At 47.4% G+C, this 20754-nt stretch carries 20 protein-coding genes, 3 tRNA genes and 4 pseudogenes; 25 read left to right on the top strand and 2 right to left on the bottom strand.

The genetic code is table 11. The features are described from left to right. From gloA to BQ1619_RS04365, 3 genes and pseudogenes are all read left to right on the top strand, one after another. Positions 1-392: pseudogene (gloA, locus tag BQ1619_RS04375) on the top strand (lactoylglutathione lyase). Next, positions 389-1558, top strand: a pseudogene (locus tag BQ1619_RS04370) (GNAT family N-acetyltransferase). Before gloA ends, BQ1619_RS04370 begins: the two co-directional pseudogenes overlap by 4 nt. Further along, positions 1558-1830, top strand: a complete 273-nt coding sequence (locus tag BQ1619_RS04365) for a DUF1289 domain-containing protein (RefSeq protein WP_231968487.1) — start codon at positions 1558-1560, stop codon at positions 1828-1830. The pseudogene BQ1619_RS04370 and the gene BQ1619_RS04365 overlap by 1 nt, the downstream one beginning before the upstream one ends. Here the strand turns inward: BQ1619_RS04365 and BQ1619_RS04360 are convergent. Next, complete coding sequence (locus BQ1619_RS04360; protein WP_114662460.1) at positions 1827-3434, bottom strand: ABC-F family ATPase; 1608 nt, start codon at positions 3432-3434, stop codon at positions 1827-1829. The two genes, BQ1619_RS04365 and BQ1619_RS04360, sit on opposite strands and share 4 nt — an antisense overlap. 107 nt (positions 3435-3541) lie before the next feature. Continuing rightward, a pseudogene (locus BQ1619_RS04355) lies at positions 3542-4247 on the bottom strand (queuosine precursor transporter). 92 nt (positions 4248-4339) lie between these two features. Between BQ1619_RS04355 and BQ1619_RS04350 the strand changes: the two are divergent. From BQ1619_RS04350 to BQ1619_RS04245, 22 genes and pseudogenes are all read left to right on the top strand, one after another. After that, positions 4340-4650 (top strand): annotated as a pseudogene (locus tag BQ1619_RS04350) (acyl-CoA dehydrogenase family protein); the annotation flags it as partial. A gap of 114 nt (positions 4651-4764) precedes the next feature. Continuing rightward, entirely contained in the window at positions 4765-4827 is a 63-nt protein-coding gene (locus BQ1619_RS09710) for a hypothetical protein (protein ID WP_231968632.1), read from the top strand. Positions 4828-4845: 18 nt separating this feature from the next. Then, positions 4846-4922: transfer RNA gene (locus BQ1619_RS04340), tRNA-Val, on the top strand. A gap of 137 nt (positions 4923-5059) precedes the next feature. Next, positions 5060-6982, top strand: a complete 1923-nt coding sequence (thrS, locus tag BQ1619_RS04335) for a threonine--tRNA ligase (RefSeq protein WP_114662458.1) — start codon at positions 5060-5062, stop codon at positions 6980-6982. A gap of 33 nt (positions 6983-7015) precedes the next feature. Next, positions 7016-7549, top strand: coding sequence for a translation initiation factor IF-3 (gene infC, locus BQ1619_RS04330; protein WP_415066253.1), 534 nt, complete (start codon positions 7016-7018; stop codon positions 7547-7549). 134 nt (positions 7550-7683) lie between these two features. Beyond that, positions 7684-7881, top strand: coding sequence for a 50S ribosomal protein L35 (rpmI, locus tag BQ1619_RS04325; RefSeq protein WP_114662454.1), 198 nt, complete (start codon positions 7684-7686; stop codon positions 7879-7881). Positions 7882-7906: 25 nt separating this feature from the next. Next, positions 7907-8272, top strand: a complete 366-nt coding sequence (gene rplT / locus BQ1619_RS04320) for a 50S ribosomal protein L20 (protein ID WP_114662452.1) — start codon at positions 7907-7909, stop codon at positions 8270-8272. A gap of 29 nt (positions 8273-8301) precedes the next feature. Then, positions 8302-9348: a phenylalanine--tRNA ligase subunit alpha gene (gene pheS, locus BQ1619_RS04315; RefSeq protein WP_114662449.1), complete on the top strand. Its 1047-nt coding sequence runs from the start codon at positions 8302-8304 to the stop codon at positions 9346-9348. 15 nt (positions 9349-9363) lie between these two features. Further along, the gene (gene pheT, locus BQ1619_RS04310) at positions 9364-11820 is read left to right on the top strand and encodes a phenylalanine--tRNA ligase subunit beta (protein WP_114662447.1); all 2457 of its coding nucleotides are present in this window, start codon (positions 9364-9366) and stop codon (positions 11818-11820) included. Between the two features lie 59 nt (positions 11821-11879). After that, on the top strand, positions 11880-12203 hold the full coding sequence (locus tag BQ1619_RS04305; protein ID WP_114662445.1) for an integration host factor subunit alpha: 324 nt from the start codon (positions 11880-11882) through the stop codon (positions 12201-12203). Further along, on the top strand, positions 12181-12525 hold the full coding sequence (locus tag BQ1619_RS04300; protein WP_114662443.1) for a MerR family transcriptional regulator: 345 nt from the start codon (positions 12181-12183) through the stop codon (positions 12523-12525). Before BQ1619_RS04305 ends, BQ1619_RS04300 begins: the two co-directional genes overlap by 23 nt. 23 nt (positions 12526-12548) lie before the next feature. Continuing rightward, a tRNA-Pro gene (locus BQ1619_RS04295) sits at positions 12549-12625 on the top strand. 228 nt (positions 12626-12853) lie between these two features. Further along, positions 12854-13123, top strand: coding sequence for a 30S ribosomal protein S15 (rpsO, locus tag BQ1619_RS04290; RefSeq protein WP_114663512.1), 270 nt, complete (start codon positions 12854-12856; stop codon positions 13121-13123). 262 nt (positions 13124-13385) lie between these two features. Continuing rightward, positions 13386-15554, top strand: coding sequence for a polyribonucleotide nucleotidyltransferase (pnp, locus tag BQ1619_RS04285; protein WP_114662441.1), 2169 nt, complete (start codon positions 13386-13388; stop codon positions 15552-15554). Positions 15555-15584: 30 nt separating this feature from the next. Next, entirely contained in the window at positions 15585-16583 is a 999-nt protein-coding gene (locus tag BQ1619_RS04280; protein WP_114662439.1) for an NAD(P)H-quinone oxidoreductase, read from the top strand. 14 nt (positions 16584-16597) lie between these two features. Next, positions 16598-17356 carry a triose-phosphate isomerase gene (gene tpiA / locus BQ1619_RS04275; protein WP_114662437.1) on the top strand — a complete coding sequence of 253 codons (759 nt, stop codon included), beginning with the start codon at positions 16598-16600 and terminating at the stop codon, positions 17354-17356. Positions 17357-17379: 23 nt separating this feature from the next. Continuing rightward, complete coding sequence (gene secG, locus BQ1619_RS04270) at positions 17380-17724, top strand: preprotein translocase subunit SecG (RefSeq protein ID WP_114662435.1); 345 nt, start codon at positions 17380-17382, stop codon at positions 17722-17724. A gap of 88 nt (positions 17725-17812) precedes the next feature. Then, positions 17813-17897, top strand: a tRNA-Leu gene (locus BQ1619_RS04265). Positions 17898-18026: 129 nt separating this feature from the next. Continuing rightward, a complete protein-coding gene (locus BQ1619_RS04260; protein ID WP_114662433.1) occupies positions 18027-18386 on the top strand; it encodes an NADH-quinone oxidoreductase subunit A in 360 nt (119 codons plus the stop codon). Between the two features lie 5 nt (positions 18387-18391). Next, positions 18392-18874 carry a NuoB/complex I 20 kDa subunit family protein gene (locus BQ1619_RS04255; protein WP_114663511.1) on the top strand — a complete coding sequence of 161 codons (483 nt, stop codon included), beginning with the start codon at positions 18392-18394 and terminating at the stop codon, positions 18872-18874. Between the two features lie 3 nt (positions 18875-18877). Further along, positions 18878-19477: an NADH-quinone oxidoreductase subunit C gene (locus tag BQ1619_RS04250; RefSeq protein ID WP_114662431.1), complete on the top strand. Its 600-nt coding sequence runs from the start codon at positions 18878-18880 to the stop codon at positions 19475-19477. A 3-nt stretch (positions 19478-19480) separates the two neighbouring features. Further along, positions 19481-20734, top strand: a complete 1254-nt coding sequence (locus tag BQ1619_RS04245; protein ID WP_114662429.1) for an NADH-quinone oxidoreductase subunit D — start codon at positions 19481-19483, stop codon at positions 20732-20734. The last annotated feature ends 20 nt before the right edge of the window (positions 20735-20754 follow it).

Here is a 20754-nt window from a genome sequence, read left to right as displayed (position 1 = left end):
ATGATGTTATTGCACACCATGCTGCGTGTTGGCGACCTGCAGCGGTCAATAGATTTTTATACTCAGGTCTTAGGCATGAACCTTTTGCGTACCACTGAACGTTCTGAACAAAAATATGCATTGGCTTTTTTGGGATACGGCAACGGCAACGCGGATGGTCAGGCTGAACTGGAATTGACCTACAACTACGGGTTCATGCCTATGATCTCGGAAATACCTATGGCCATATCGCTATAGGCGTTCCAGATGCCTATGTAGCCTGCGACAAGATCAAAGCAGCGGGTGGCAATGTCACTCGTGAGGCTGGCCCCGTTGCTGGTGGCGACATCATCATTGCATTTGTCACCGATCCGGATGGTTACAAAATTGAACTGATTCAACGTTCAGCGTGACGCGTAACGATTCATATCAATTCGCTATCCTCGATCGCATTACCGATGTCTCTGCAGTAGACTGGAATGCTCTACTTCCTCAACATGCAGGACCTTTCTTAAGATATGAATTTTTAAGCGCTCTTGAAGAAACAGGTTGCGTAGGTAATGCCACAGGATGGCAAATTGCTCATCTCGCCATCAAACGTGATGGGCATCTCATTGCAGCGATGCCACTCTATCTAAAGCAGCATTCCTACGGTGAGTTTGTGTTTGATTGGTCCTGGGCGCAAGCTTATGAACAAAATGGGCTGAACTACTATCCAAAAGTACTCTGCGCCATTCCATTTACCCCTGTTCAAGGACCTCGCCTCTTATGCTCACCAAGCGTAGATCTGACGGAGATATCTAAGATCATGATTGGGGCCTTAAAAACCCTTCTGACCGAGAATCATCTCTCGTCTGCACACACTCTATTTCCGCTATCGCATGAGGTACCTGACGAAATGAAATGCCTTCACGCAATACTTGTTTGCGTTCGCGACGAATATTCTTGCGACGTTTCATAGTCAGGGCGGATAAAAAATACTCAAAGCTTTGAAAGCCTTGGTTATGCCAATGAAACTGAACCGAGTCACGTAACAAAAAACCCCGTGATTTCAGTAGTTCTACCGGGCACAAAGTCAACGGCAAGCGATTGGGAATTTTTCTACAACTGTTATCAAAATACTTATCAAGAGCATCACTCAAGCCCCTACTTAACACCCGCATTCTTTAAGCTCTGGGTTCAAAGAATGCCAGAGCATTTACACCTCATCATTGCAAAGCGTAATGGCAGTCCAATTGCCTCCTCACTATTAGTGGTGGATCACTCATCCTCAAGAGCCTATGGTAGGTACTGGGGCGCGATTGAACGCGTGCCGTGCTTGCACTTTGAAACAGCCTACTATCAAGCCATTGAATACTGCATCGCCCATGGCATTCAGACATTTGAAGGTGGTGCGCAGGGTGAACACAAAATGGCGCGTGGGTTTCTGCCTACCAGCATTCAATCTGCCCACTGGATACAAGACCCGCGCTTTGCTGAGGCAATCGGACACTTTTTGGAAAGTGAACACCAAGGTATTGGTGCATATGTGAATGAGCTTGGCGAGCATAGTCCGCTGAAATCGTCTAAAGTATCCTAATGACTGCTGCTAGCAACAAAATTAATCCCGACTTACCTCTTGATGGCTCGAACTCGCTCTCTACTGGCGATAACGAATCGGACTCACCCTGTATTGGTGTTTGCACCACTCTCTATGATGAGATTTGCCAGGGTTGTGGGCGCACACTGAGCGAAGTCAGTAATTGGGTATTTTTCTCAGATGAAGAGAAAGCCCTTGTTTGGAAGCGGATCCGTGCAGAAGGTACTGCGACCCGCTTTCAGCGTCAGGCTAAAGAAAATAAATCTCCTTAGCCAGCCAATTCTTGGCTGCGAAGATATTCTTCGTACGTCCCGGAATAATCCTCAACCGTTCCATCCATCTTCACCTCTAGGATGCGGTTCGCTAAAGCCGATACAAATTCACGGTCATGGGATACAAAGATTAGTGTCCCCTCAAATTTCTCAAGCGCAATTTGCAAGCTCTCAATTGATTCCATATCCATGTGATTGGTAGGCTCATCCATGGCTAAGACGTTGTGCTTTTGCAGCATCAACTTACCCCAGATCATGCGCCCTTTTTCACCACCAGACAGCACCTTCACAGACTTACCAACCTCATCACCGGAGAATAAAAGACGTCCTAGGGTGCCGCGAACTACTTGGTCATCATCGCCAGTATTACGCCAAGTACTCATCCATTCCATGAGCGTCTCGTCTTTTGCAAACATCTCCGTGTTGTCTTGAGGTATTACACCGACATTGGCATTTTCAGCCCACTTCACATCACCACTATCAGCTGGAATACCATCAAATCGCTTGCTCAAAATTGTTTTCAACAAGGTGGTTTTACCTGCGCCGTTTTGACCGATGATCGCAATCTTTTCTCCGGCACGAATGCCAAGCTTGAAGTTCTTGAAGATGGTTCGGTCGTATGCCTTAGTCAGCGCATTGCACTCAACCGCCATATTGTGTAATTTTTTCTCGTAATCAAAGCGAATAAAAGGATTCTGACGAGAAGATGGCTTGATTTCAGCGATCTCGATTTTCTCCAACTGGCGTTGACGCGATGTTGCTTGGCGTGCTTTAGATGCATTTGCGGAGAAGCGGCTAACGAAAGCCTGCAATTCAGCAATTTTTTCTTTGGCTTTCGCATTCGATGCTAATTGCTGAGCTCTTGCCTGTGTCGAAGCCAGCATGTATGAATCGTAGTTACCTAGGTAAACCTTTAGAGTTCCATGGTCCATATCCGCCATATGCGTACAGACTTCATTTAGGAAGTGACGGTCGTGTGAAATGATGACGATCGTGCTGTTGAATTGATTCAGCACTTCCTCTAACCAATGAATCGAGTGAATGTCCAAGTTGTTGGTTGGCTCATCGAGTAGCAAGACATCGGGATCTGAAAATAGCGCTTGCGCGAGCAATACACGCAATTTCCAGCCAGGTGCAACATTGCTCATCGGACCATTATGTTGCTCAATGGGAATCCCAATACCCAACAACAACTCACCCGCTTTCGCTTCTGCGGTATAGCCACCGTACTCCGCATACCTACCTTCAAGCTCAGCGGCTTTCATATAGTCTTCGTCGGTTGCATCCGGGTTTGCATAGATCGCATCACGCTCTTGCGCTGCTTTCCACATCTCTTCATGACCCATCATCACAACATCGAGCACGCGAATATCTTCGTACGCAAATTGGTCCTGACGCAATTTACCAAGACGAATACCGGGATCCAAACTCACATTGCCACTGGAAGGCTCTAACTCGCCGCCAAGGATTTTCATGAAGGTGGATTTTCCGCAACCGTTCGCGCCAATCAAGCCGTAGCGGTTACCGCCTCCAAACTTCACGGAAATATTTTCGAACAGGGGTTTTGCCCGAAATTGCATGGTGATATTAGATGCGGACAGCACGGATATTTTCTAGCCTTCTGAAATCAGTTCAACAGACGCCCCACCGATGGGGCAAAGACCACTATTTTAACGGGTTAACGAGAAGAAACTCCCAAAAAGGGATCGACCTAGACTTTGACCCGAAATGGCGTGAAATTGGTGTGAATATCGTAGTAATCCTCGTTTTCTTTGCGCTTGAGGTAATTGACGATCCAGTACGTGAGTGGCGTAGCTAAAACCTCCCAAGAAGTCTTTAGGGCATATTGCGCAAATGCGACTTGAATGATTTCAGCAGTTGGCCATAATCCATAAACCGCTAACATATAGAAGAAGAGTCCACCAACTCACCTATTGCTGTAGAACTAATGGTGCGCATCCATAAGAAACGACCCGAAGTCCAGATCTTCATTTTGGCCAAGACAAAACTATTCGCAAAACTGCCGCACCAAAAGGAAAACATGGATGCCAATGCAATCCGCCAGGAGTTTCCAAATACGGTTTCTAAGCCATGCTGATAATTTGCCATATAAGCCCTGGCGCAACCGGTAGCGCAATCACAATTTGCGCCATGATGGCACAACAAACGCTAAGGCAGCAAATCTTGCCCACACTGCCCTACGATCTTAGGCGTAACCATAAACTTCGGTCAGGATGTTCCAAAAAAATATGCGATGGGGAAAAGAGGATGCCACTGCCAAATACTAACTCCCCAAAATACGGCAAGGTAACGACCGCGGCTTTCCCCGCCCCAATAAAGTTTGAGCACAGCAATACCACCACAAAGGCTGCCAAAATGAGGTCGTAATAACGATGGTGACGTCTTGGGGAGTTCATATGCCCAGAAAAATGAATAATAGGCAAAAGCATATCCGCATTCCTGAATTCACGCAGGCGCGGTCAAAACAATCCTAAGGATGAATAGAGACATGAGTAAAGCGAGCTTTCATTGGGAAGACCCTCTTTGTTAGATACCCAATTAACCGAAGAAGAACGTATGGTGCGCGATGCTGCGGCAGATTACGCCCAAAACCGGCTGATGCCTTGAATACTTGATGCCTACCGCAATGAAACAGCCGATCCTGCAATTTTTCGTGAAATGGGTGAGCTCGGCTTCTTAGGCATCACCATCCCCGAGCAATACGGTGGCGCTAATTTAAATTACGTTTCTTACGGCTTAATTGCTCGCGAAGTTGAAAGAGTGGATTCAGGATACCGCTCGATGATGAGCGTGCAGACCGTCGTTCATGCAAAACTTTTCGAGGACTTTTAGAGCGCGCCCCAGAACGGGTGATTCAAACGGCGTGGACCGACTCAGATCCTGCTAACTATTGAGGTTAAAGATGCGGAGGTCTTGAGGGTGGTTCAAAATAGCCTAGAAGAGGTGAAAGGCGTCACCCAAGTGCGTCGCCGGTGATAAACTACGGGGCCGTATAGGCTCGTAGCTCAGCTGGTTAGAGCACCACCTTGACATGGTGGGGGTCGTTGGTTCGAGTCCAATCGAGCCTACCAACGAATAAAGACCCAAAAAGAGGAAACTCAAGAGGCGCGGATGCCCACAAGCTACCGCGCCTTATTTTTAGGTATTGAAGTGAAGTAGCACCAGTGCACGGAATATTAGTAAGTTCAGTTAAACAGATGGAGTCGTTATGCCAGCAGTTACTCTGCCCGACGGATCAAAACGTGAGTTTGAGGCCCCTGTTCGGGTTGCGGATGTGGCTCAAAGCATCGGCAGTGGTCTTGCTAAAGCTGCGCTTGGCGGCATTGTGGATGGCAAGATGGTCGATACCAGTTTTGTCATCGATAAAGACAGTCAACTTGCCATCATTACGGATAAAAGTCCCGAGGCTCTCGAAATTGTCCGTCACTCGACGGCACACCTGTTGGCCTATGCTGTTAAGGAATTATTTCCAGAGGCCCAAGTTACCATTGGCCCTGTTGTCGAGAATGGTTTTTACTACGACTTTTCGTATCATCGTCCATTCACACCAGAGGACTTAGTTGCTTTAGAGAAGAAGATGGTTGAGCTGGCCAAAAAAGATGAGCCAGTGGTACGCAGCGTTTTGCCTCGCGATGAGGCTGTGAAATTTTTCAAAGATCAAGGCGAGCACTACAAAGCAGAAATCATTGCCAGCATTCCTCAGGGAGAGGACGTCTCACTGTATGCAGAAGGTAAATTCACCGACTTATGCCGAGGACCTCACGTTCCTTCTACTGGAAAGCTCAAAGTTTTTAAGCTCATGAAGCTTGCTGGCGCCTATTGGCGTGGTGATAGCAAGAATGAGATGCTGCAACGTATTTACGGTACAGCATGGTTGCGTAAAGAAGATCAAGATGCGTACTTGCATATGCTTGAAGAGTCTGAAAAACGTGACCATCGTCGTTTAGGCAAGCAATTAGATTTATTTCATTTTCAAGAAGAGGCTCCAGGCTTAATCTTCTGGCATCCAAAAGGCTGGTCGATCTGGCAAGAGGTTGAGCAGTACATGCGTCGTGTCTATCAACAAGAAGGCTATCAAGAAGTCAAAGTGCCACAGATATTGGACCGAGCACTCTGGGAAAAATCTGGTCACTGGGAAAACTACAAAGAGAACATGTTCACCACGGAGTCTGAGAATCGGGCTTATGCATTAAAGCCGATGAACTGTCCTGGACATGTACAAATTTATAACTCTGGATTGCATAGCTATCGTGAGTTGCCATTGCGCTTTGGTGAGTTTGGTCAATGCCATCGCAACGAACCATCCGGGGCATTGCATGGTCTGATGCGAGTTCGCGGATTTACACAAGACGATGGGCACATTTTCTGTACCGAAGACCAGATCCAGTCAGAAGTGGCAGATTTCGACAAAGCCGTTCGCGCTGTCTACCAAGATTTTGATTTTACTGAAGTGGCGGTGAAGTTAGCGTTGCGCCCCGCAAAACGTGTTGGTGACGATGCGATTTGGGATAAGGCTGAAGAAGCGTTGCGAGGCGCCCTTAAAGCATCCGGTCAAGAATGGGAAGAATTGCCAGGTGAGGGTGCTTTTTATGGTCCTAAAATTGAATACCACCTCAAGGATTCTATTGGTCGTACATGGCAGTGCGGCACCATCCAGGTGGATTTTTCGATGCCTGCCCGTTTGGGTGCTGAATACGTGGCTGAGGACAATAGCCGCGAGACCCCGGTCATGCTCCATAGGGCCATTGTGGGCTCTTTAGAGCGTTTTATTGGGATTTTGATCGAAAATCATGCTGGAAACATGCCAGTTTGGCTCGCTCCGACCCAGGCAGTTGTCCTGAATATCTCCGGGAATTCTGCTACATATGCACAACAAGTCCAGCAAATCCTGAAAAAACAAGGGTTTAGAGTCGAGGCGGATTTGCGGAACGAGAAAATTACGTATAAAATACGCGAGCACGCATTACAGAAGATCCCATTTTTGCTCGTTGTGGGGGATAAGGAATCAGAAAGTAATTCGGTGGCCGTTCGTGCCCGTGGCGGAGTGGATTTGGGTGCAATGCCTATTGATGCCTTCGTTGCCCGACTCCAGCAGGATATATCCCAGAAAGTCGGACCCGAGCCTAGCTAGGGTTAGAACGGTTTTTATTGTTTTTTTAAAGGAATTAAGAAGATCGCTACTGAAAGATTGCAGCGCATTAATCGGGAAATTACTGCTCCTGAAGTGCGTTTGATTGGAATCGATGGTGAAGCCATCGGTGTAGTTAAGTTGAGTGAAGCCTTAGCGGCAGCAGAAGAGAAAGATACCGATCTGGTTGAAATTGCTCCCACCGCTGCACCGCCTGTAGTCCGAATCGTGGACTTTGGCAAATTCAAATACCAAGAAGCCAAGCGTCAGCATGAAGCTAAGCTGAAGCAAAAAATGGTTCAGGTAAAGGAAGTGAAATTCCGCCCTGGTACAGACGATGGTGATTATGGTGTGAAGCTACGCAATCTAATCTGCTTTTTAGAGGATGGCGATAAGACAAAAATTACGTTGCGGTTTCGGGGTCGTGAAATGGCCCACCAAGAAATCGGAGCAAGGATGTTGGAGCGTTTGAAAGTGGACCTACAAGAGTATGGTCAAGTCGAACAGTTTCCAAAGATGGAGGGTCGCCAAATGGTGATGGTACTGGCCCCCGTCCGCAAGGCTAAGTAACTAGGTTTATAAAAAATCTAGTTCTTAAGTAGGGAGGCATTGAAAGATGCTGGCAGTAGAGAAGTGTTTCTGGGTACAGGAAGAGTAACCGTCGGTTGCCACCTATGTTGCACAAGTAAAAGAAGGGGTGCTTTATGCCCAAGATGAAGAGCAAGAGTAGCGCCAAAAAGCGTTTCACGGTTCGCGCAGGCGGAACCATCAAACGAGGTCAGGCTTTCAAACGCCACATCCTCACCAAGAAGAACACGAAGAACAAGCGTCATTTGCGTGGTTCCACCGAAGTTGCGAAATCTGATGTTAAGTCAATTCGCTCCATGCTTCCTTACGCTTAACCTCAGACTAGATTAGGAGAATTCAATGCCAAGAGTCAAACGTGGGGTTACAGCAATAGCCCGTCATAAGAAAATTACCGATGCCGCAACGGGTTACCACGGCCGTCGTAAAAACGTATTCCGCATTGCTAAGCAAGCGGTTATGCGTGCTGGTCAATATGCCTATCGTGACCGTCGCAACAAGAAACGTGTATTCCGCGCTTTGTGGATTGCCCGTATCAATGCGGCAGTGCGTGAGCATGACTTGACATACAGCGTATTCATCAATGGTTTGAAGAAAGCTGCGATCGATCTCGACCGCAAAGTACTTTCCGATATGGCTATTGCTGACAAAGCAGCCTTTGCTGCTTTGGTTGCTCGGATCAAGTCCGTAGTCAACACTGCAGCTTAATTCTTAGTTTCTAAGCGAACTAAGCTGCAATGGTTTCTCTCGACCAAATTGTCGAGGATGCCAAACGTGATTTCTCCGGAGCTGCCGACTCGGCAGCTCTTGAGGACGCGAAAGCCAGGTATCTCGGTAAGTCAGGTGTTCTCACTGAACGTTTAAAAGCGCTTGGTGGAATGTCGCCTGAGGATCGTAAGAGTGCTAGCGCCCAAATTAATCAAATCAAAACGCAAGTTGAGGCTGCACTACAAGAGCGTCGCCAAGCTTTGGCTGATGCCGTATTGCAACAGCGTTTAGCTGCTGAATCTATCGATGTTTCCTTGCCAGGGCGCGGTCAAGCGGTTGGTAGCTTGCATCCTGTAATGCGCACTTGGGAGCGAGTAGAAGAAATCTTCCGCTCCATTGGTTTTGATGTGGCTGATGGTCCTGAGATTGAAATCGACTGGTTTAATTTCACGGCACTCAATAGCCCTGAAAATCATCCTGCTCGATCTATGCAGGATACTTTTTATATTGATGGCAAAGATTCTCTAGAGAAACCGTTGCTGTTACGCACACACACCAGCCCCATTCAGGTTCGGTTTGCGAGTGAGCACGTCAAAAAATATGCAAATGCTGATGTCATGCCGCCAATAAAGGTAATTGCACCAGGTAGAACCTATCGCGTGGACAGCGATGCAACTCACTCGCCCATGTTTCACCAGGTAGAGGGTTTGTGGATTGCACAAAGCGTTTCTTTTGCCGATCTGAAGGGCGTGTATACCGACTTCTTGAGAACATTTTTTGAGACGAATGAATTGCAGGTGCGTTTTCGTCCATCGTATTTCCCGTTCACTGAGCCTTCCGCTGAAATTGATATGGCCTTTGGTAGCGGTAAGCTCGCTGGCCGTTGGTTAGAGATCTCGGGTGCCGGTCAGGTTCATCCAAATGTCTTACGCAATATGGGTATTGACCCAGAGCACTATACCGGTTTTGCCTTTGGTTCCGGTCTAGAGCGTTTAACCATGTTGCGTTATGGCGTCGATGATTTACGCCTCTTCTTTGAAAACGATTTGCGTTTCTTGGCGCAATTTCCTGCATAAACAGGTTCACACGGTATGCAATTCTCTGAATCCTGGCTTCGTCAATACGTAAACCCATCGCTAGATAGCGATGCCTTAGGCCATGCGATGACAATGGCTGGTCTAGAGGTAGAAGAGCAGCACTCTGTTGCCCCACCATTTACCAAAATTGTGGTGGCGCAAATCTTGTCTGCGGAGCAGCATCCTGATGCGGACCGTTTAGGTGTTTGTAAAGTCGATGCCGGTACTGGTCAAGAGCTGCAAATTGTTTGTGGTGCACCGAATGCGCGTGCTGGCATTAAGATTCCATGTGCTCTGGTAGGTGCCGAATTGCCTCCTGCGGAGGCAGGTGGCAAGCCTTTCCTAATTAAGGTTGGCAAGCTCCGTGGCGTAGAGAGCCAGGGTATGTTGTGCTCTGGGCGCGAGCTTGGGCTTGGTGATGACCATGAAGGCATTTTGGAGTTACCTGCTGATGCACCTGTAGGCGAAGATATTCGCAAATATCTTGATTTGGATGATCAGATCTATGTGATCAAATTAACGCCAAACAAAGCCGATTGTTTGTCGCTGTTAGGCATGGCAAGAGAAGTATCGGCAATTACGGGCTCCTCTCTGTGTAAACCGAGTTGGCATTCTCCGGCGGTATCCATCGATGACAAACGCAGAGTTAGCGTTTTAAATACGGATTTGTGCGGTCGCTTTGCTGGTCGCGTGATTCGTGGTGTAAACCCCAAAGCCAAAACCCCAGACTGGGTTGTGACGCGTTTAAATCGTGCAGGCCAACGCAGTATTTCAGCATTAGTCGACTTATCAAACTACGTGATGTTAGAAATGGGTCAGCCAACCCATGTGTTTGATATTGATAAATTCCAAGGTGATATTGCGGTACGTTGGGCCAAAGCCGGTGAGACCCTAGAGCTTCTCAATGGTCAAACCGTTACTCTGGTTGGCCCTGATTCGTCAGGCAAAGTTCAAGAAGCGGGTGTAGTGGCCGATCAGAATGGTCCCGTAGCTCTCGCAGGCATTATGGGCGGTAATCATTGCGTAGTTGGCGACCAAACAACCAATATCTATGTAGAAGCCGCCTATTGGTTGCCTTCGGCGATTCAAGGACGAGCACGTCGTTTCAATTTCAGTACCGATGCTGCGCATCGCTTTGAGCGTGGTGTCGATCCGCAAAATACAGTGAATTGTCTGGAATATCTTTCCTCACTCATTCTCGAGGTTTGTGGTGGGCAGGCCGGTCCGGTAGATGATCAGATCCTCAATGTACCAGAGCGTAAGAATGTGAAAATGCGTCTTGCTCGTGCTGAAAAGGTAATTGGCATTCCGCTGACAAATGAAGTGATTGCCGATGTTTTTAGACGTTTAGGTTTTGAGTTTAAGAAAGCGGTTGATGTTTTTGTTGTGACACCGCCAAGCTACCGCTTTGATATCGAGATCGAAGAAGATTTGATTGAAGAAGTTGTGCGGATGTATGGATTTGAAAACATTTCCGATAAGCCGCCAGTGGCGTCGCTCAAAATGAGTGCAAAAGCCGAAGCAAAACGCGGTATTCATTTGCTCCGTCAGCGTTTTGCATTACAGGGCTATCAAGAGGCAGTGAATTTTGGTTTTACAGATCAAGAGAGCGAACAACGACTTACTGGCGCAACTGAGCAAAATTTAATACGTGTACTGAATCCAATCGCTAATCAGTATGGCGTCATGCGCAGCACCCTCTGGGGCGGTCTGCTTTCGCAGCTTAAGTCGAATTTGAACCGCGGTGCAGGGCGAGTGCGCCTATTTGAGACTGGCAGAATATTTAAACGCGATGCTGCGATTGCCGAGCAAGCTGGCAAAGTTGCGGGCTTTGAACAGCCCCAAAAGATTGGCGGATTAGCATATGGTGCGGCCGTTCCAGAGCAGTGGGCAAGCCCATCAAAAGCAGTCGATTTTTTTGATGTGAAAGGTGATCTAGAGCGGGTATTAGATCCGCTGCACTTTATTACTGAAGCTGCACAACATCCTGCTCTGCATCCTGGACGTAGTGCCAAGGTATTTTTGCAGGTTGGCAAAAATCGAGTTGAGGTAGGTTGGATTGGTGAACTACATCCTGGTATTCAGCAATCCTATGAATTGCCTCAAGCACCAGTGCTATTTGAGTTGGATCTAGAGTGGATTCGTGATCTGGGTCTACCAGCTCCCGAAGAGTTAAGTAAATTTCCTGCGGTGCAACGCGATTTAGCGCTAGTGGTGAAACAGAATGTTTCGGCTCAATCCTTGTTGGATGCAATGACTGCTTCCAAGCAGAATTTTGTGCGTACGATTGAATTATTTGATGAATTTAAGCCAAAAGCAGGTTCTAGTAGCATGGCCGAAGATGAAAAGAGCTTGGCGTTCCGCGCCACGCTGCTGAATACCCAGGAAACCTTGCAAGATGCCCAAATTGACGCTGTTATGGCGGCTTTATTGGGTGCGGTAGAAAAAAAGTGTGCAGCCCGTCTGCGCTAGGTTTGCTATTACGGCTCTACCAAAAATACTTAGAGACATCGATACTGAAAAGACTATCCATGGGCGACATCAACACCAACGATACCGTTACTAAAAACGAACTCTCTGAAGCGCTCATCGATCAAATCGGTCTGAATAAACGTGAAGCCAAAGATATGATTGATGCATTTTTCGATCGCATTGGTCAATCTTTAGAAGCTGGTACTGAAGTGAAGATCTCCGGCTTTGGTAATTTTCAGTTGCGTAATAAATCGGCTCGTCCTGGCCGAAACCCAAAGACAGGGCAGATGATTCCTATCGCGGCAAGACGCGTCGTTACTTTTCATGCCAGTCAGAAGCTGAAAGATGTAGTGGAGTCACATGCTCGAGAAAACCGAGTTTGATGTTAGCTCGGCATTACCGAGCTCTCAACTGCCTCCCATTCCCCCTAAACGGTATTTCACGATCGGTGAAGTAGCGGATTTGTGTGGTGTACGTTCACTGCGCTATTGGGAACAAGAATTTACCCAATTAAGCCCGCAAAAGCGCCGTGGTAACCGTCGGTATTACCAACATCATGAAGTGGTGCTTATCCGCAAGATACGTGCACTTCTTTACGAAGAGGGTTTCACAATCAGCGGTGCCCGTAAACGTCTTGAAGAGGCGCGTGACGAATTACGCTTGCGCGAGGAGTTGCAGGCTGTACTGCAAATTCTGTCTAAATAGTTACTGCTACAATTTTCGCTTGTCGGGGCGTAGCGCAGCCTGGTAGCGTACATGCATGGGGTGCATGTGGTCGGAGGTTCAAATCCTCTCGCCCCGACCATTTTTAGCGAAGTCTTACTAAAATTTCCTAAGTCATTGATCTATAAGAATTAATTTGTATTAAACTGTTATCTGAGTCTTTCTAATCACACAAGGTCGCACGATGATTGGTCCTGGTCTGCTACAATTCGATGGCTTTGATTTGTAAAGCTTTTTTGTTTTATTTTGTTTATAACGCACGACACAAACTGGGTGAAAGCTCATGTGTTCGCAAGTAAGGAGTACTAAAATGGCAGTTGCTGATATTAAAACGGCGGAAATCGTCAAAGAAAACGCGCGCAGCGCAAACGATACGGGTAGCCCTGAAGTTCAAGTTTCATTGCTTACCGCCCGCATCAATGAATTAATCCCCCATTTCAAGGCTAACGCCAAAGACCATCACAGCCGTCGCGGTTTGTTGAAGATGGTTTCACGTCGCCGTCGCCTCTTGGATTACCTCAAAGGCAAAGATCTGGATCGCTATCGCGCATTGATCGACAAATTGGGTCTCCGTAAGTAATTCTTATCGGTATTGCAATGCCATCTTACTTAGGGTTGTTTCTATACAGAAACAGTCTTAAGAAGGTGGCATGTTTTTTGAGCGCTTTTCGATTATTTGTGTAGGGGATCGTGTCATTCCAATGAGCTTCTGGGTTCAGAGTCTCCCTGGAATGGCATCCCTTGTAATTGAAATCGCTCCAGTGTTGTCGTGACACTGCGTTATCCCACGACAAACGCGATGCTCATGTGAGTATGGTGTGAACAATTTGGAGAAGATCAGAATGACCATGTTTAGAAAAGCAGTAAAGAGTTTTCAATGGGGTAACCATCAAGTAACGATGGAAACCGGCGAGATTGCTCGTCAAGCGGGTGGTGCTGTAATCGTTAACGTAGATGACACCGTAGTAATGGGTACTGTCGTAGCATCTAAGTCTGCTAAGCCAGGCCAAGACTTTTTCCCTTTAACCGTCGATTATTTAGAAAAGACTTACGCAGCCGGTAAGATCCCTGGTGGTTTCTTCCGTCGTGAAGGCCGTCCATCTGAAAGTGAGACATTGATCTCCCGTTTGATTGATCGCCCAATTCGTCCGCTATTCCCAGAGGGTTTCTATAACGAAGTACAAGTTGTTGTACATGTGTTGTCGATCAACCCAGAAGTGCCATCGGATATTCCTGCATTGATCGCTGCTTCTGCTGCGTTAGCGGTTTCAGGTATTCCATTTAGCGGTCCAGTTGGTGCTGCCCGTGTTGGTTACGCCAACGGCCAGTATCTCTTGAACCCAACCCGCACAGAGCAAACAACCAGTGAGTTGGATTTAATTGTTGCCGGAACTCAAGCAGCCGTATTGATGGTGGAGTCTGAGGCAAACCAACTTTCTGAGAAAGTAATGCTGGGTGCTGTGGTATTTGGTCATGAGCAAATGCAAACCGCTATTAATGCGATTAACGATTTAGTGCGTGAAGCTGGTAAACCTGAGTGGGATTGGCAAGCGGCCCCTAAAGATGAGCCATTGATTGCTAAGGTGAGCGCTTTGGCTGAAGGTCCATTGCGTGAGGCATACCAAATTCGTCAAAAGGGTGCTCGCTCCGACAAGTTAAAAGCGATTACCAAAGAAGTGATCGCAAAATTGGCTGAAGAGGGCGAAGTGGATGAGGTTGCTGTTGGCAATATCCTCTTTGAAATCGAAGCAAAAATTGTGCGTAGCCAGATTTTGAATGGCGAGCCGCGTATTGATGGTCGCGATACTCGCACAGTGCGTCCAATTGAAATTCGCAATGGCTTATTGCCGCGCACTCATGGTTCAGCACTCTTTACTCGTGGTGAAACACAGGCTCTTGTTGTGGCAACTTTGGGTACTGCACGTGATGAGCAAATTATTGACGCGCTCGAAGGTGAATACCGCGATCGTTTCATGCTCCACTACAACATGCCTCCATTTGCGACGGGCGAAACTGGTCGTGTAAGTAGTCCAAAGCGCCGTGAAATTGGTCATGGACGTTTGGCAAAGCGCGCGTTGATTCCTGTGCTGCCAAGCCCAGAAGACTTCGCTTACAGTATTCGTGTAGTTTCCGAAATCACGGAATCTAATGGCTCCTCATCGATGGCTTCTGTTTGTGGTGGCTGCTTGGCAATGATGGATGCGGGAGTTCCTGTTAAGGCACACGTCGCTGGTGTAGCCATGGGCTTGATTTTGGATGGCAATCGTTTTGCCGTATTGACCGATATCTTGGGTGATGAAGATCACTTAGGCGATATGGATTTCAAAGTGGCGGGTACTGCAAACGGTATTACTGCACTGCAGATGGACATCAAAGTTCAGGGCATTACAAAAGAAATCATGCAGGTTGCTTTGGCGCAAGCAAAAGAGGGTCGCTTGCATATCTTGAGCAAAATGCAAGAAGCAATGGGATCTGTGCGTACGGAGTTATCAGCACACGCCCCACGTATGGTGTCTTTCAAGATTCATCCAGACAAGATTCGCGAAGTGATTGGTAAGGGTGGTGCAACCATCCAAGCGCTCACCAAGGAAACTGGCTGCAGTATTGACATTCAAGACGATGGCACCGTTACCATTGCCTCAACTAATGCGGATGGTCTAGCACAAGCGAAAGCCCGTATTGAAGGCATTACTGCTGAAGCTGAAGTTGGCAAGATTTACGAAGGCCCAGTGGTAAAGTTACTTGAATTTGGCGCTTTAGTGAACATTCTTCCGGGTAAGGATGGTCTCTTGCACATCTCTGAAATTTCCAATGAGCGTGTGAAAGAAGTTAAGGACTACCTAGCTGAAGGTCAAGTTGTGCGCGTGAAGTTGCTCGCTGCTGATGAGCGCGGTCGCTTGCGTCTCTCTCTGAAAGCTGCCATGGCAGAAGGGGCGGGCACGATTGCTCCATTGGCTGGTACTGCAGAGGCGAATGCCGAAGTTGCACCAACCAATGGCGAAACTGCTTAAACAGCACCTAATAATTCTTCGGAGTTTTCAATGCGCGTTATTGAGATCAAAGAATACGGGGCACCAGAGATGCTGGTGCCAACTACTCGTCCAGATCCGGCTATTCCCAGCGCTGGTACTGGCGAGATTCTGATCAAAGTTTTGGCAGCAGGAATTAATCGCCCAGACGTTTTGCAACGTAAGGGTCATTACCCCGTACCGCCTGGCGCATCCGATATTCCTGGCCTTGAAGTTGCCGGTGAGATTGTTGGCGGCGACTTATCGCATGTCGACAATTCCTTGGGTTTAAAAATCGGTGATAAGGTTTATGCATTGGTGCAGGGCGGTGGATATGCAGAGCTTTGCACCGCACCCATTGCTCAATGCCTACCATATCCAACTGGATTTACCGATCAAGAAGCAGCCTCTCTCCCGGAGGCGTTCTACACCGTGTGGAGCAATGTCTTCATGCGCGGCGAGTTATCTGAGGGTGAGACGCTCTTAGTTCAGGGTGGCTCTAGCGGTATTGGTGTTACCGCGATCTTGCTGGCCAAGGCGCTGGGACACAAAGTATTTGTAACCGCTGGTACCGATGAAAAGTGTGCGGCATGTTTGAAGTTGGGCGCTGATTTGGCGATTAACTACAAGACTCAGGATTTTGTTGAAGAGGTCAAGAAAGCGACTGACGGAAAAGGCGTTAATGTCATCCTGGATATGGTGACAGGCGCTTATGTCCAACGTGAGATTGATTGCCTTGCAGATGATGGTCGTATCGTGATTATTGCAATAATGGGCGGCTCTAAAGCCGAAGTGAATACCGGTCAAATTCTGCGCCGTCGCTTAACCATTACTGGCTCTACTTTGCGTCCTCGCCCTGTATCGTTCAAGAAGCAAATTACAAAACAGCTTTATGAAACCGTTTGGCCACTTCTCAATACTGGCAAGCTTAAGCCTGCTATCTATAAAACTTTTGCACTTGATGAAGCAGCAGAAGCCCATCGCTTGATGGAATCTTCTGAGCACGTTGGCAAAATTGTTTTGACGGTTTAATTTCTCGTTTACATATGCGACCACTCATCGTTATTGGCAACTGGAAAATGAATGGCAATCTGGCGAGTAATGCGGATTGGATTAAAACTGTTGCTCGAGGCATGGAGAGTGGCATGCCTGCAGATCGTCAATATGTGGTGTGTCCACCACATCCGTATTTAGCGCAATGCGCACAACTTATTAAGGAACATTCTTTAGCATTTTTAAGCTTGGGTGCGCAGGATGCTTCTGCGCAATCGAGTGGTGCCTATACCGGTGAAGCGAGTGCTTCAATGCTCAAGGAATTGGGTTGTCGATATGTGATTTTGGGTCACTCCGAGCGTCGTCAACTACATCATGAAGTGGATGAAGTGGTGGCCGCGAAAGCCTTGCAAGTTCTGGATAACGGCATGACCCCGGTGATTTGCGTTGGCGAAACTGCGGATGAGCGCAATTCTGGTCGTGCTGAAGAAGTGGTTTGTGGTCAGATAACGAAACAAGTTGCAGTACTGCAGGACCGTTTGGTGGACTGTTTGATTGCCTATGAACCCGTGTGGGCTATTGGCACCGGAAAAGTCGCAAGCGCTCAAGTAGCACAGGACATGCATCGCCACATTCGTTTACAGCTCGCCGAGTTTGATGAGGATGTTGCTTCTCATGTCGGCATTTTGTATGGCGGCAGTGTCAAACCCGACAATGCTGTGGAATTGTTTGCCATGCCAGATATAGATGGTGGATTAGTTGGGGGCGTTTCATTGAACCCAAATGATTTTCTAGCCATCTGTCAGGCATAACATTTTTTATTTGGAGAGTAACTGTGGAATGGTTTAAGACCTTATTAATCGTATTGCAAGTGATCTCAGCATTGGCTGTCATCTTGCTTGTTCTTTTGCAACAGGGTAAGGGGGCAGATATGGGGGCCGCTTTTGGTTCTGGTGCCTCAGGAAGCCTCTTTGGAGCCAGTGGTTCGGCGAACTTTTTATCGCACACAACGGCTATCTTTGCGGCGGTATTTTTTCTTAGCACTTTGGGTATTACCTGGCTGGGAAATAAAAAAGAGGTCAGTCCTGGGGTGCTCTCTGGTACGGTTGCTCCTGCTGCCGCTCCAGCAGCTCCGGTTGTTCCTTCCCAGAATCCTAGCAAGCCTGCAGTTCCTAAGTAAAAAAGTAGGCTTTTACGGATTTTGCTACCCCCTTTTTTTTTGGTAGTTTAGTGGTGCAATGCAGTAGAATTAATGGGTTTTGCAAGATGCCGACGTGGTGAAATTGGTAGACACGCTATCTTGAGGGGGTAGTGGCTTAGGCTGTGCGAGTTCGAGTCTCGCTGTCGGCACCAATATGCAGTAAATAAAGCTAGGGTTTTTGCTCTTAATCAATAGAGCGGGTAGTGAAATAACGAATAACTTGCAGTTTTGATGAATGTTTAGATAAACGACTCAGGACCAATAAACGACTCAGGACCATTTTGAATCTCGCCAATTACTTTCCTATTTTGCTTTTTATCCTCGCAGGCATTGGGGTGGGTTTAGTCCCCATGTTCCTTGGAAAAATTTTGGCTCCCTCGAAGCCTGACGCTGAGAAACTCTCCCCCTATGAGTGCGGTTTTGAAGCATTCGAAGATGCGCGGATGAAGTTTGATGTGCGCTACTACCTCATTGCCATTCTCTTTATTTTGTTCGACCTGGAAACTGCGTTCTTATTCCCATGGGGAGTCGCGTTGCGTGATCTTGGTTGGTTTGGCTACGCCTCTATGGTGATCTTCCTCTTGGAATTCATTGTGGGATTTGTTTATATCTGGAAAAAGGGCGCTCTCGACTGGGAGTGATCGATATGGCATTAGAAGGCGTTCTCAAAGAAGGATTTGTTACTACCACTGCGGATCAGTTGATTAACTGGTCGCGTAATGGTTCTTTATGGCCCATGACCTTTGGTCTTGCCTGTTGTGCGGTCGAAATGATGCATGCTGGCGCCTCTCGTTATGACTTAGACCGTTTTGGTGTAGTTTTCCGTCCATCGCCACGTCAGTCTGATTTGATGATCGTCGCAGGAACGCTGTGCAACAAGATGGCTCCGGCTTTGCGCAAAGTTTATGACCAGATGCCTGAACCCCGTTGGGTGATCTCAATGGGCTCATGCGCCAATGGTGGTGGTTACTACCACAACTCCTATTCAGTAGTTCGCGGTTGTGACCGCATTGTGCCAGTGGATATTTATGTTCCTGGCTGTCCTCCAACTGCAGAAGCGTTGATCTACGGAATTATTCAGTTGCAATCGAAGATCGCACGTACCAGCACGATTGCGCGGAAGGCATAAGTGATGTCAGATCGTTTAGTTCAGTTGGCAGCTAATCTAGAGAAAGTTCTCGGAAAGCGCATTCACTCAGTGGAGATTGCACTCGGTGAAATTACCGTGGCTTTGAATGCAGATACCTATTTCGAAACTGCCTTAATGCTCCGCGACGATCCCTCTCTGGTATTTGCGCAATTAATTGATTTATGTGGTGTTGATTACCAAGATTTCCGCGAGGGCTCTTGGGCAGGTCAGCGCTTTGGTGTGGTTAGCCATTTATTATCGCTTGAGCACAATTGGCGTTTGCGTGTGCGCGTGTTTGCGTCGGACGATAGTTACCCTGTTGTGGCCTCGGTTACGCCAGTTTGGAACTGTGCGAACTGGTTTGAGCGCGAAGCGTTTGATCTCTATGGCATCCTTTTTGAAGGTCACCAAGATTTGCGTCGCATCTTGACCGACTACGGTTTCATTGGTCATCCATTCAGAAAAGATTTCCCAATCAGTGGCAATGTTGAAATGCGCTATGACCCCGAATTAAAGCGCGTGGTCTACCAGCCTGTCACGATTGAAGCGCGTGAAATTACGCCGCGTATCGTTCGCGAAGAGCAATACGGAGGTTCGGTATAAGTCATGGCACAAATTAATAACTACACCCTCAATTTTGGTCCTCAGCATCCTGCGGCACACGGCGTATTGCGTCTAGTATTGGAGTTGGATGGCGAGGTTATTCAGCGCGCGGATCCGCACATTGGTTTGTTGCATCGTGCAACTGAAAAGTTGGCTGAGACACGTACTTGGATTCAAAACGTTCCCTATATGGATCGCTTGGATTATGTGTCCATGATGTCCAACGAACATGGGTATGTGTTGGCTATTGAAAAGTTATTGCAAATCGATGTTTCATTGCGTGCGCAATACATTCGCGTCATGTATGACGAGCTCACCCGTTTATTGAACCACTTGCTTTGGATTGGCTGTCACGGCCTCGACGTTGGTGCAATGGCAGTGTTTCTTTATGCCTTCCGTGATCGTGAAGACATCTTCGATATGTATGAAGCTGTTTCTGGCGCACGTATGCACGCCGCTTACTATCGTCCTGGCGGTGTCTATCGTGATTTGCCAGATCAAATGGCGCAGTACGATAAATCGAAAATTCGTAGCGCTTCAGCTGTAAGACGGTTGAATGAAAACCGCAGCGGTACGTTGCTTGATTTCATTGAACAATTTACGCAGGGCTTTGATGCCAGCGTTGATGAATACTGCAACCTGCTAACCGATAACCGTATTTGGAAACAACGTTTAGTCAATATTGGCATCGTTAGTCCGGAGCGTGCTTTACAACTGGGCTTTACTGGTCCGATGTTGCGTGGGTCCGGTATCGAGTGGGATTTGCGTAAGAAGCAACCATACGAAGTGTATGACCGTCTCGACTTTGATATTCCAGTAGGCGTAAACGGTGATTCATATGATCGTTATCTTGTTCGTATGGAAGAAATGCGCCAATCGAATCGGATCATCAAACAATGTGTGGCTTGGTTAAAAGCAAATCCAGGCCCAGTCATGAGTGATAACCATAAGGTTTCTCCACCAAAACGCGTGGACATGAAGACCAATATGGAAGAGTTGATTCACCATTTCAAACTATTTACTGAAGGTATTCATGTGCCTGATGGTGAAGCCTATTCAGCAGTTGAGCACCCTAAAGGCGAGTTTGGCATTTACCTCATTTCAGATGGTGCCAATAAACCATACCGCATGAAGATTCGTGCTCCTGGATTTGTACATCTCTCCGCTATGGATGAGATGTCACGTGGCCATATGTTGGCTGATGCAGTGACCATCATTGGCACGCAAGATATTGTGTTCGGGGAAATTGACCGCTAATTACAGTGTGCCAAGGAAGA

Source organism: Polynucleobacter necessarius, from assembly GCF_900095195.1.
Taxonomy (GTDB): Bacteria; Pseudomonadota; Gammaproteobacteria; order Burkholderiales; family Burkholderiaceae; genus Polynucleobacter; species Polynucleobacter necessarius_G.
Note: the sequence above shows the minus strand (reverse complement) of the source record. Positions and strands in the feature narration are given on the sequence as shown.

Excerpts from the sequence above, each read along its gene's own strand:
- BQ1619_RS04365 (WP_231968487.1), top strand. The coding sequence starts at position 1,558 with ATGACTGCTGCTAGCAACAAAATTAATCCCGACTTACCTCTTGATGGC.
- thrS (WP_114662458.1), top strand. The coding sequence starts at position 5,060 with ATGCCAGCAGTTACTCTGCCCGACGGATCAAAACGTGAGTTTGAGGCC.
- rpmI (WP_114662454.1), top strand. The coding sequence starts at position 7,684 with ATGCCCAAGATGAAGAGCAAGAGTAGCGCCAAAAAGCGTTTCACGGTT.
- rplT (WP_114662452.1), top strand. The coding sequence starts at position 7,907 with ATGCCAAGAGTCAAACGTGGGGTTACAGCAATAGCCCGTCATAAGAAA.
- pheS (WP_114662449.1), top strand. The coding sequence starts at position 8,302 with ATGGTTTCTCTCGACCAAATTGTCGAGGATGCCAAACGTGATTTCTCC.
- pheT (WP_114662447.1), top strand. The coding sequence starts at position 9,364 with ATGCAATTCTCTGAATCCTGGCTTCGTCAATACGTAAACCCATCGCTA.
- BQ1619_RS04305 (WP_114662445.1), top strand. The coding sequence starts at position 11,880 with ATGGGCGACATCAACACCAACGATACCGTTACTAAAAACGAACTCTCT.
- BQ1619_RS04300 (WP_114662443.1), top strand. The coding sequence starts at position 12,181 with ATGCTCGAGAAAACCGAGTTTGATGTTAGCTCGGCATTACCGAGCTCT.
- rpsO (WP_114663512.1), top strand. The coding sequence starts at position 12,854 with ATGGCAGTTGCTGATATTAAAACGGCGGAAATCGTCAAAGAAAACGCG.
- pnp (WP_114662441.1), top strand. The coding sequence starts at position 13,386 with ATGACCATGTTTAGAAAAGCAGTAAAGAGTTTTCAATGGGGTAACCAT.
- BQ1619_RS04280 (WP_114662439.1), top strand. The coding sequence starts at position 15,585 with ATGCGCGTTATTGAGATCAAAGAATACGGGGCACCAGAGATGCTGGTG.
- tpiA (WP_114662437.1), top strand. The coding sequence starts at position 16,598 with ATGCGACCACTCATCGTTATTGGCAACTGGAAAATGAATGGCAATCTG.
- BQ1619_RS04255 (WP_114663511.1), top strand. The coding sequence starts at position 18,392 with ATGGCATTAGAAGGCGTTCTCAAAGAAGGATTTGTTACTACCACTGCG.
- BQ1619_RS04250 (WP_114662431.1), top strand. The coding sequence starts at position 18,878 with ATGTCAGATCGTTTAGTTCAGTTGGCAGCTAATCTAGAGAAAGTTCTC.
- BQ1619_RS04245 (WP_114662429.1), top strand. The coding sequence starts at position 19,481 with ATGGCACAAATTAATAACTACACCCTCAATTTTGGTCCTCAGCATCCT.